This is a genomic window from Brachybacterium sp. AOP42-C2-15, from assembly GCF_052377065.1.
Taxonomy (GTDB): domain Bacteria; phylum Actinomycetota; class Actinomycetes; order Actinomycetales; family Dermabacteraceae; genus Brachybacterium.
The window spans coordinates 56,227-65,802 of the sequence record NZ_JBQSWK010000025.1 but is presented as its reverse complement, the minus strand read 5'-3'; the positions used below and the strand labels follow the sequence as shown (position 1 = coordinate 65,802).

General features: G+C 71.0%; 8 protein-coding genes. 6 read left to right on the top strand and 2 right to left on the bottom strand.

Features of this window, described 5'->3' with window-relative positions:
- From ACT3SQ_RS13655 to ACT3SQ_RS13640, 4 genes are all read left to right on the top strand, one after another.
- Nucleotides 1–1,266 (top strand): M50 family metallopeptidase (locus tag ACT3SQ_RS13655; RefSeq protein ID WP_444601206.1); only part of this gene is annotated, 1,266 nt, incomplete at its 5' end.
- 116 nt (nt 1,267–1,382) lie between these two features.
- Entirely contained in the window at nt 1,383–2,543 is a 1,161-nt protein-coding gene (ispG, locus tag ACT3SQ_RS13650; protein ID WP_441443574.1) for a flavodoxin-dependent (E)-4-hydroxy-3-methylbut-2-enyl-diphosphate synthase, read from the top strand.
- Nucleotides 2,544–2,546: 3 nt separating this feature from the next.
- Entirely contained in the window at nt 2,547–3,398 is an 852-nt protein-coding gene (locus ACT3SQ_RS13645; protein ID WP_441443573.1) for a GNAT family N-acetyltransferase, read from the top strand.
- Between the two features lie 130 nt (nt 3,399–3,528).
- On the top strand, nt 3,529–4,242 hold the full coding sequence (locus ACT3SQ_RS13640; RefSeq protein WP_444601205.1) for an AAA family ATPase: 714 nt from the start codon (nt 3,529–3,531) through the stop codon (nt 4,240–4,242).
- Nucleotides 4,243–4,329: 87 nt separating this feature from the next.
- Here the strand turns inward: ACT3SQ_RS13640 and ACT3SQ_RS13635 are convergent, their stop codons facing one another.
- Nucleotides 4,330–5,781, bottom strand: coding sequence for a hypothetical protein (locus ACT3SQ_RS13635; RefSeq protein ID WP_444601204.1), 1,452 nt, complete (start codon nt 5,779–5,781; stop codon nt 4,330–4,332).
- Nucleotides 5,782–5,931: 150 nt separating this feature from the next.
- On the opposite strand from ACT3SQ_RS13635, the gene ACT3SQ_RS13630 reads away from it, so the two are divergent.
- Nucleotides 5,932–7,716 (top strand): proline--tRNA ligase, encoded by a 1,785-nt coding sequence (locus ACT3SQ_RS13630; protein WP_441443570.1) that lies wholly within the window; start codon nt 5,932–5,934, stop codon nt 7,714–7,716.
- 24 nt (nt 7,717–7,740) lie between these two features.
- Here the strand turns inward: ACT3SQ_RS13630 and ACT3SQ_RS13625 are convergent, their stop codons facing one another.
- Nucleotides 7,741–8,823 (bottom strand): DUF4439 domain-containing protein, encoded by a 1,083-nt coding sequence (locus tag ACT3SQ_RS13625; RefSeq protein WP_441443569.1) that lies wholly within the window; start codon nt 8,821–8,823, stop codon nt 7,741–7,743.
- Between the two features lie 125 nt (nt 8,824–8,948).
- Between ACT3SQ_RS13625 and rimP the strand changes: the two genes are divergently transcribed.
- On the top strand, nt 8,949–9,575 hold the full coding sequence (gene rimP, locus ACT3SQ_RS13620; RefSeq protein ID WP_441443568.1) for a ribosome maturation factor RimP: 627 nt from the start codon (nt 8,949–8,951) through the stop codon (nt 9,573–9,575).
- The last annotated feature ends 1 nt before the right edge of the window (nt 9,576 follow it).

Here is a 9,576-nt window from a genome sequence, read left to right as displayed (position 1 = left end):
CTGGTTCCCGCCAAGCTGTTCGGCGTCCGAGTCACCCAGTACATGATCGGGTTCGGGCCCACCGTGTTCTCCCGCACCCGCGGGGAGACCGAATACGGTCTCAAGGCGATCCCGCTGGGCGGCTACATCCGCATGATCGGGATGTACCCGCCGCACAAGGGGGAGCCCGAGGGCACCATCCGCGAGGACTCCACCGGACTGCTCCAGCAGATCACCGAGCTGTCCGAGGAGGCGAAGCAGTACGAGTCCTCGCAGTACGGCCCGGAGGACGCCCATCGCACCTTCGTCGCCCTCTCGGTGCCGAAGAAGCTGGTGGTGATGCTCGGCGGTCCCACGATGAACCTGCTGATCTCCGTCGCGCTGATGGTCGTGCTGGTCAGTGGGATCGGACTGCCGGCGGTGACCCCGACGGTCCAGTCCGTCTCCGAATGCGTGGTCCCCGCCGACGCTCCGGCCGACGTCTCCTGCGAGGGCCGGGAGCCGGCCCCCGCGCTGGCGGCCGGGATCCGTCCCGGCGACACCCTGCAGGTGATCGACGGGCACGAGATCACGCGTTGGTCCGATGTCACCACCGCAGTGAGGGGCGCGCAGGACCGCACCGTCGACGTCGTCGTCGAGCGCGACGGCGAAGCCCTGCACCTCGAGGCGACGATGATCGTGGACGCCCGCCCGGTGCTGGACGAGGACGGCGCCGTGGTCCTGGATGCCGACGGCGGCCTGGTCACCGAGCAGGTCGGATTCCTCGGTGTCTCCGGCACCCCGGACCTGGTGCCGCAGTCCCCGGCAGCGGTGCCCGAGATGGCCTGGTCCGCCTTCACCCAGACCGGGAAGCTGGTCATCACCCTGCCGGTGCGACTGTGGGAGGTGGGCCAGGCGGCCTTCGGCAGCGCCGAGCGCGACCCCAACGGCCCCCTCGGTGTGGTGGGCGTCTCCCGTCTTGCCGGCGAGGTCGCCTCCGCCGATCAGCCCGGCTTCGAGCTGCGCGAGAAGACCGGCACCATGATCTCGATGCTCGCCTCGCTGAACATGGCTCTGTTCGTGTTCAACCTGATCCCGCTGCTGCCGCTCGACGGCGGTCACGTGGCCGGGGCGCTGATCGAGGGGGCGCGGCGGCTGCTGGCCCGGCTGCGGGGGCTCCCCGATCCGGGGCCGGTGGACATGTCCCGCATGCTCCCGCTGACCAACGCGGTGGCGATCGTCTTCATCCTGATGACGGTGCTGCTGCTGTATGCGGACATCGTCAAGCCCATCACGCTGTTCCCGTAAAGGGGCACTGCGGAGCCGGGGGCGGGGTGTGCGCCGTGCCACGGCGGGAGTGCAGGAGCGGTGGAGGTGTCGCACCTCGCCTCGCGCGGCCGTGCTGACGAGTCCATAATGGAGGGGTGACTTCTGTGAGCCTCGGTATCCCGTCCGTCAAGCAGCCGCCGCCGGTGCTCGCCCCCCGGCGGAAGACCCGCAAGGTCAAGCTCGGCAGCCTCTATGTGGGTGGCGACGCACCGATCACGGTGCAGTCGATGACCACCACCCCGACCCATGACATCAACGCGACCCTCCAGCAGATCGCCGAGCTCACCGCGGCGGGCTGCGACATCGTGCGTGTGGCATGTCCCCGCCAGGAGGACGCCGACGCGCTGGTCGCGATCGCTGCGAAGTCCCCGATCCCAGTGATCGCCGATATCCACTTCCAGCCCAAGTACGTCTTCGCCGCGATCGAGGCCGGCTGCGCCGGGGTGCGCGTGAACCCGGGCAACATCCGCCGGTTCGACGACCAGATCAAGGACATCGCGAAGGCGGCGAACGATCACGGCACCGCGTTGCGCATCGGCGTGAACGCCGGCAGCATCGACCAGCGCATGATGAAGGGCGACCGGGTCACGCCCGAGGCGCTGGTGGCCTCCGCGAAGTGGGAGGCCTCCCTGTTCGAGGAGCACGACTTCCACGACTTCGGGATCTCCGTGAAGCACAACGACCCCGTGATCATGGTCGACGCCTACCGTCAGCTCTCCGAAGAGGGTGACTGGCCGCTGCACCTCGGCGTCACCGAGGCGGGGCCCGCCTTCCAGGGCACCATCAAGTCCTCCGTCGCCTTCGGCATCCTGCTGGGCGAGGGCATCGGCGACACCATCCGCGTCTCGCTCTCCGCACCTCCGGTCGAGGAGGTCAAGGTCGGCATCCAGATCCTGCAGTCGCTGAACCTCAAGGCGCGCAAGCTGGACATCGTCTCCTGCCCCTCCTGTGGCCGCGCCCAGGTGGACGTCTACAAGCTCGCGGACGAGGTCACCGAGGGGCTCAAGCACCTCGAGGTCCCGCTGCGCGTCGCGGTGATGGGCTGCGTCGTGAACGGTCCGGGGGAGGCCCGTGAGGCCGATCTCGGTGTCGCCTCCGGCAACGGCAAGGGCCAGATCTTCGTCAAGGGCAAGGTCATCAAGACCGTCCCCGAGGCGGACATCGTGCCGACCCTGCTCGCCGAGGCCAACCGGATCGCCGCCGAGATGGAAGAGGACGAATCCTCCACCGGCGCCCCGTCCATCTCCGTGGGCTGACCCGTGTTCTGGCGCGGCGGACGGGTCCGCGCGGTCCGTTCCGGCAGCTTCGACGCCGCGCTCGCGCTCGCGCTCACCGAGCCCGTCATCAACGCGCTCGCGGGTGCGCGGCTGCAGGAATCCGCACGTTCCGCTGCACTGTCCCAGGAGTTCTCCCTGGCCGGGGAGGAACAGCAGCCCGAAGGACTGCTGTGGCACGGCGTGAATCTCTCGCCGTTGTCCGCGACCGACCGCGCCTTGGACGACTTCGGACGGCATATGGCCGCGCGGGCGAGACGGGCGAGCTCCGTGGTCGGAGACCGGGCGGCGGTCCAGCGTCTCTGGGAGCCGCTCGCTCCGACCTGGGGGGCCGACGTCCGCGAATACCGCTGGAGCCAGCCGCTGCTGCTCGCCGGCGATCCGGTCGACGCACCGCAGCTCGCGCCGGTCGGCCTGCGTCCCGCAGTCCCCGGCGAGGAGCAGATCGTGTTCCCCGCCGCGGTCGCGATGTTCCGCGAGGAAGTGGGGGTGGATCCGCTCGCCGGTGACGGCGGCCGCTCCTACCGGGCCCGGATCGGGGAGCTGATCCGCAATCGCCGCACCTATGTCGTCATCGAGGACGGCGAGGTGCTGTTCAAAGCGGACGTCGGCTCGCTGTTCGGCCCGACCGCCCAGATCCACGGGGTGTGGGTGCGGCGTGACCAGCGGGGCAGAGGCCTCGGACGGGCTGGGATGGCGGAGCTGGTGCGCCAGGTGCGCCGTGACCACGCCCCGCAGGTCTCGCTCTATGTCAACGACTTCAACGAGCCCGCCCGGCGTGCCTACGCCGCCTCCGGCTTCCACCAGGTCGGCGAGCTCACCACCATCCTGTTCTGACCGCCTGACCGCCTGACCGCCTGACCGCCTGACCGCCTGCGCTGCCGCCCGCGCCCGCGCTCCGCTTGCGCGCGCCCGGGCCGTCGTGCGCTGGTGACAGATGCGGGGTATCGCGGCGTACGATTTTTCGATGAGCACCGCACCCGGCCCCAGCGCAGACTCTGCACCTGCACCTGCACCTGCACCTGCACCTGCACCTGCATCTGCACCTGCGAGCGGCAATGACGACGGTCCGGAGGCCCCGGCGCCACGGCTGTTCCTGCTTGTCGGCCCACCGGCCGTCGGCAAGCTGACCCTCGCCCGTGAGCTCGAGCGCCGCAGCGGGGCGATTGTCGTGGACAACCACCTGGTGAACAACGCGGTCTTCGTCCCGATGGGGATGCACCGCGAGGCTGGGGTGGAGCTCGCCCAGACCGACGCCTTGCGCGAGCGGGTATGGGAGGTCGTCCTCGATGCCACCGAGGCGGCTCCCGCCCAGCTCAGCCACGTGTTCACCGTCTGGCTGCTCGACAATGAGGAGGGCGCGGCGCATGTGGAGCGGTTGCGGAGCCTTGCTGAGCGACGTGGGGCGAGGTTCGTCCCGGTCTGGATGGCCGCGTCCCCCGAGGTGCTTCAGTCACGTGTCGATGCCCCGGGACGCGCCGAGCGGCACAAACTCACCGACTGGCAGATTCTCAGCGGGCTGCTCGAGCTGCCGATGCTGCCCCCGCCTGCGGACGCGCTGTGCCTGGAGCTCTCCACCGCAGCTCCCGCAGACGCAGCGGGGCAGATTCTCGACAGCCTGAGCTCTCACAGCCTGGGCTCGATGGCAGAGCGGCCCGAGAGAGGGGACACCTCCAGCTGAGATCGGCTAGCCGGCACGCGGGGGCCGGTGTCCGTCGATCACATGCCCTCGGCCGGCCCCCGCCGTCCAAGACCTGTTGTCCAGGCCTCAGCGCAGAGCGAGCGCATCCAGCGTGAGCAGCACGTTCGCCGCAGTCCAGGCCAGTGGCGCCACCTCCGCGGGGCGTCCGTCGAAGAGCACCTTCTCCGGCAGTGACCCGGCTGCGGTGCGATGCTCGGCGAGCCAGAGGAGGATCTCGATCGCCGCGTCGGGCTCCCCGGCGCGGGCGAGGGCGAGGGCCAGCAGGCTCGTCGAGGGCGTCCAGCTCACGCCGTCCTCGCGCCACGACGCCCCCGGCGCGATTCCACCACCGGGGCGGGAGAGCTCGCTCCGCAACCCCAGCAGGTGCACCCGGGATGCGACGTCGTGGACGCCGGTCGCATCGAGGAAGGCCAGCGCCGAATCAGCGCCGCCGCCCAGGCGATAGCGCTGATAGCCACTGCGGCCGAAGGTCTCCTCCAGCAGGAGGGTGAAGGTCTCGGCGGCGCGGTGAGCTCCCGGTTCGTCGGTGAGGCGGGCCCCCGCCTGCAGGCCGGTCAAGGTCGCCGTCATGATGCCGAGCGTCACCGACCGCTCGCGCCGCTCCCAGTAGTCGGGGGAGACCGGTGGCAGCCCGGTGCCCTCGCGAGTGGCCGAGCGCAGCGCACTGAGGGACCGGACGATCATCGGGGACAGCCGCTCGAGCAACGCATCGCGACGGGACTCGTCAGCGGCATCAGTGGCGTCAGCGGCGTCTGCGGCGTCGGCGACCTCGGCGGTCGCCCACAGCAGCAGCCCGGTGCCATCGAACTGCCGCCGTCGGCCATCCGGTGCCCGCCCGGTGCCCGGCTCGTACCGGGCCTCGAACCAGCCATCGGTCGCCTGCAGGGACTGCAGGTGAGCCAGTACATCCTCCGCCCGGTCGAGCTGGCCGATCCGTGCCAGCGCCACCGCGCAGAAGGCAGCATCCCGTGGCCAGATGAAGCGCCACGACCGGCTCCATCCCGCGACCGGCGCCGGCAGGGCATCGCTGAGGATCCAGAGATCCTGCAGCGACGTCGTGGCAAGGTCGAGCAGGAGCGGCTGCGCGCCGAGGCGCTCTGCGAGACCGGCACGCCAGCCGGCGGTGCCGACCTCGAACGCCATCGCCCGTTCCCGTATCGGGGAGGAACCTGGCAGGTTCGCGGCGAGCCGTGTGCCCGGGGCCATGTCGAGCCTCAGGCCGCGCCCTCCCACCAGCATCCGCCGGGCATCGCTGTCATAGGCGACGGTCTCGGACCACAGCGGGATCACCGTGCGGGGATCGGCGTCGGCGCGTGCCTGACGCAGCACTGCGAGGGACCCGGCGCCGACAGCACCGACAGCGGCCACCGCGCCGAGCGCGGCCGCTGCGCCTGTCCCGCGCAGGAGCTGCCGACGGGAGGAACGGGGCCCGAGGGCAAGAGTCTCCGCGTCCGCATTCCTGGGCTCTGTGCCCGGGGTCCCGGGGGCGCCCGGGACCCGCTGTCCTCGCCGGTGCATCCCGTCAGGGTACCGAGCGTCCCTGGAGCCGGCGGCACGGACCACCGTGACCAGCACGAGGCGTCGGACGGCCCGTCCCGCCCAGTACGATGGGCGCGCGTGAGCCCTTGGTGGCCCCGCCCCGAACCGCCCTGTGTGAAAGGCCTGCCCATGATCCGTCTGTCCTCGTCCTTCGTCCGCACCCTGCGGGAGGACCCGGCCGACGCCGAGGTCGCGAGCCACAAGCTCCTGGTGCGCGCGGGCTACATCCGTCGTGGCGCGGCGGGGGTGTACACCTGGCTCCCGCTCGGACTGAAGGTGCTGCGCAAGGTCGAGCAGATCGTGCGCGAGGAGCAGGACGCGATCGGCGGGCAGGAGGTGCTGTTCTCGGCACTGCAGGCCCGTGAGCCCTATGAGCGCAGCGGACGGTGGGACGAATACGGCCCCACCCTGTTCCGACTCCAGGATCGCAAGCAGGACGACTACCTCCTCGCACCCACGCACGAGGAGATGTTCACCCTCACGGTGAAGGACCTGTACTCCTCGTACAAGGACCTGCCCACGATGCTCTATCAGATCCAGACGAAGTTCCGTGACGAGGCCCGGCCCCGCGCCGGGCTGCTGCGCACCCGCGAGTTCATCATGAAGGACGCCTACTCCTTCGACATCGACGATGCGGGCCTGGACGCTTCCTACGAGAAGCAGCGCGGTGCCTACCAGCGCACCTTCGAGCGGCTGGGCCTGCCGACGGTGATCTGCAAGGCCGACGCCGGCGCCATGGGCGGCTCCCGCTCCGAGGAGTTCCTCCACCCCACGCCCGTCGGTGAGGACACCTTCGTCGTCTCCGAGGGCGGCTACGCCGCGAACGTCGAGGCGGTCACCACCGTGGCACCACCCGCCCTGGACGACGCCGCGATCGCCGCGCTGCCGGCGATGCACATCGAGGACACCCCTGGAGCGAGCACCATCGCCGCGCTCACCGAGTACTCCAACCAGGCCTTCCCCGGGAAGGGCCCGATTGCGGAGTCGGGGGAGTGGACCCGCTACGAGATGCTCAAGCACCTCGTCTACCTGCTGACTTTCCCCGACGGGACCACCGAGCCGCTCGTGATCGCCCTGCCCGGTGACCGCGAGGTCGACCCCAAGCGGCTCGAGACCGCGGTCGCACCCGCGCTCGCCGCACCCTTCACCGAGGCCGATTTCGAGAAGCACCCCGTCCTGAAGAAGGGCTACATCGGCCCTGAGGGCCTGGGCCTCGAGTCCGAGTCCGGGATCCGCTACCTGGTCGACCCGCGCGTGGTGCCCGGCACCTCGTGGGTCGCCGGCGCCGGCGAGAAGGACAAGCACGTCTACGACCTCGTCTTCGGCCGTGACTTCACCGCCGACGGCACCATCGAGGTCGCCGAGGTGCGCGACGGGGACCCGGCACCCGACGGCTCCGGCCCGCTGCGACTGACCCGTGGCATGGAGATGGGGCACATCTTCCAGCTCGGCCGCAAGTACGCGGAGGCGCTGGACCTGACCGTGCTCAACGAGAACGGCAAGACCGTCGTGGTGACGATGGGCTCCTACGGCATCGGGGTCACCCGCGCCGTCGCTGCTGTGGCCGAGCTGTTCCACGATGAGAAGGGCCTGGTCTGGCCCCGGCAGCTCGCCCCGGCGGATGTGCACATCGTCGCCACCGGCAAGGGCCAGGAGATCTTCGAGGAGGCGGAGCGCATCGCCTCGGAGCTCGAGGCCCGCGGCCTCGAGGTCCTCTACGACGACCGTCCCAAGGTGTCCCCGGGCGTGAAGTTCAAGGATGCCGAGCTGCTGGGCGTGCCCACCTCCGTGGTGGTCGGCAGGAGCCTGGCCAACGGAGTGGTCGAAGTGCGTGATCGCGCGAGCGGCGAGATCCGCGAGGTCTCCCCGCAGGAGGTCGTCGGCGCCGTGGTCGCCGAGGTGCGCGGAGCGTGAGGGAACGTCGGTCGGCGCCTGGGCTCAGTCGCTGACCGGCTGGTCCTCGACCGTCAGGCTCGGCAGCGGTTCCATCCGGTCCACCAGCGCGGCTAATCGCCCTGCCTCGGTGAGGGCGGCCGCGATGGGCAGCGGCCGGCGCTCGAAGGGCGCCGCCCCGACCAGCGCGATGTAATTGAGCAGCAGGCCTTCCGAGAGCAGTGTCGGCAGCTCACCGGTGAGCTCTGCATCGAGCGTCCCTCCGGGGATCGCGTAGACCGCCTGCCGTGCCACCACCGGGGCGCCGTCCTCCTCCGCGATGCGCCCCAGCTCCTCGGCGCGGGTGCGATGGAGCTCGGCCTGGTCGAGGTGCTGCTGCCGGGCCTCGTCCTCGACCCGTGCGGCCAGCACCTCGTGGAGGTAGCCCGCGAACCACTCCTCCTGCTGGGTCTGCTCGATCACGGCGTGGTAGTCGGCTTGTGCACCGACGGACGGCGGGTCCGTGGAGGGCACCTCGCGGCTCGGCGTGAGTTCCTCCGCAGTCGGGGCGGGGGTCGCCTCTCCGGTGCCCGTGGCGGCGCGCAGCCGCAGGGTGATCCAGACCGTGTGCGCCGCGATCGCGACCACCGGGCGGGCCAGCGAGCCCGAGACCTGTCGGGCTGCGGCTGCGGCCAGGTCCCGGAGCTCCTCCAGCGCGGCCAGCAGACCGGCGACGTCGGTGGGAGCGTCCGCGGGCGGGGGAGGAGCTGTCTGCCCCGGCGCAGGATCCTCCTGAGCCTCGCGCTCGCGCTCGAGCTGAGCGCCGGTGAGCAGGGCGGTGCGCTGGATGGGAAGGGCGGCGCTGAGCGTGGTGAGCGCCGCAGACAGCGCCGGCTCCCCGGGCTCGGTCTCGAACGCCTGCACGACGTGATCGGTGCCAGCCATCACCCGGTCCAGGAGCGTCAGCAGATCGATGCGGTAGAGGTCGTCGATCCCCGGCGGGGGCGGGGTGTACTCCTGGGGACCGCCGAGCGTGACCCGGCCGCAGCTCGCCAGGGGCAGCATCGCCAGCGCACCGACCGCGGCCCGCAGCACCGTGCGGCGCGCGGGAGAGGGGGCGGCGGAGCGGGAACGAGCGATGAGCGACACAGGAGGATTCTCGCATCGCAGCGGCTGAGGTGGGCGCGGGCGATGCGCGGCCACTATCCTGGTGCCAACGCTCCGGGCATCGTCCCGGGCACCACAGACACCCATAGCAGGAGGAGGCGAGGGCCATGAGCGCACTCGACGACCAGACCATCCTGCGGAAGACCGCCACCCGGGTGCTGGACACCCACGGGCTCGTGCTCGAGGACGTCGAGATCCGCGGGGGCGGTGCGATGCCGCAGGTGCGGCTGATCGTGGACCTCCCCGAGGACCAGCTCGGCAGCGTCGACCTCGAGACCGTCGCCGAGGCCTCCCGCGAGCTGTCCGAGCTGGTGGATGCCGACGATGCACTGCTGGGCAGCGCCCCCGTCCTGCTCGAGGTCACCACCCCGGGCGTGGAACGCGTCCTCTCCGCGCCACGGCACTTCCGCCGTTCGCGCGGACGCATCGTGTCCCTGTCCACTGCCGACGGGACGACCTACCGTGCGCGGATGCTGGCGCTCGAGGGGGACCTGCTGCTCCTGCGGCAGGAGCCCGGCCGCGACGACCGCGGAAGGCCCCTGAAGCTGCCCGAGGGCACCGTCGAGAGATTGCGCATCCCGCTCTCCGAGGTCACCACCGCGAAGGTGGAGATCGAGTTCGACCCGCCCGCAGACCTCGCGCAGCTGATCGCCGACGCCGAGACCGCTGCCACGGATACCGCTGCCGCAGACACCGCTGCCACGGACCACACTGCCGAAATGAAGGAGAGCTGAG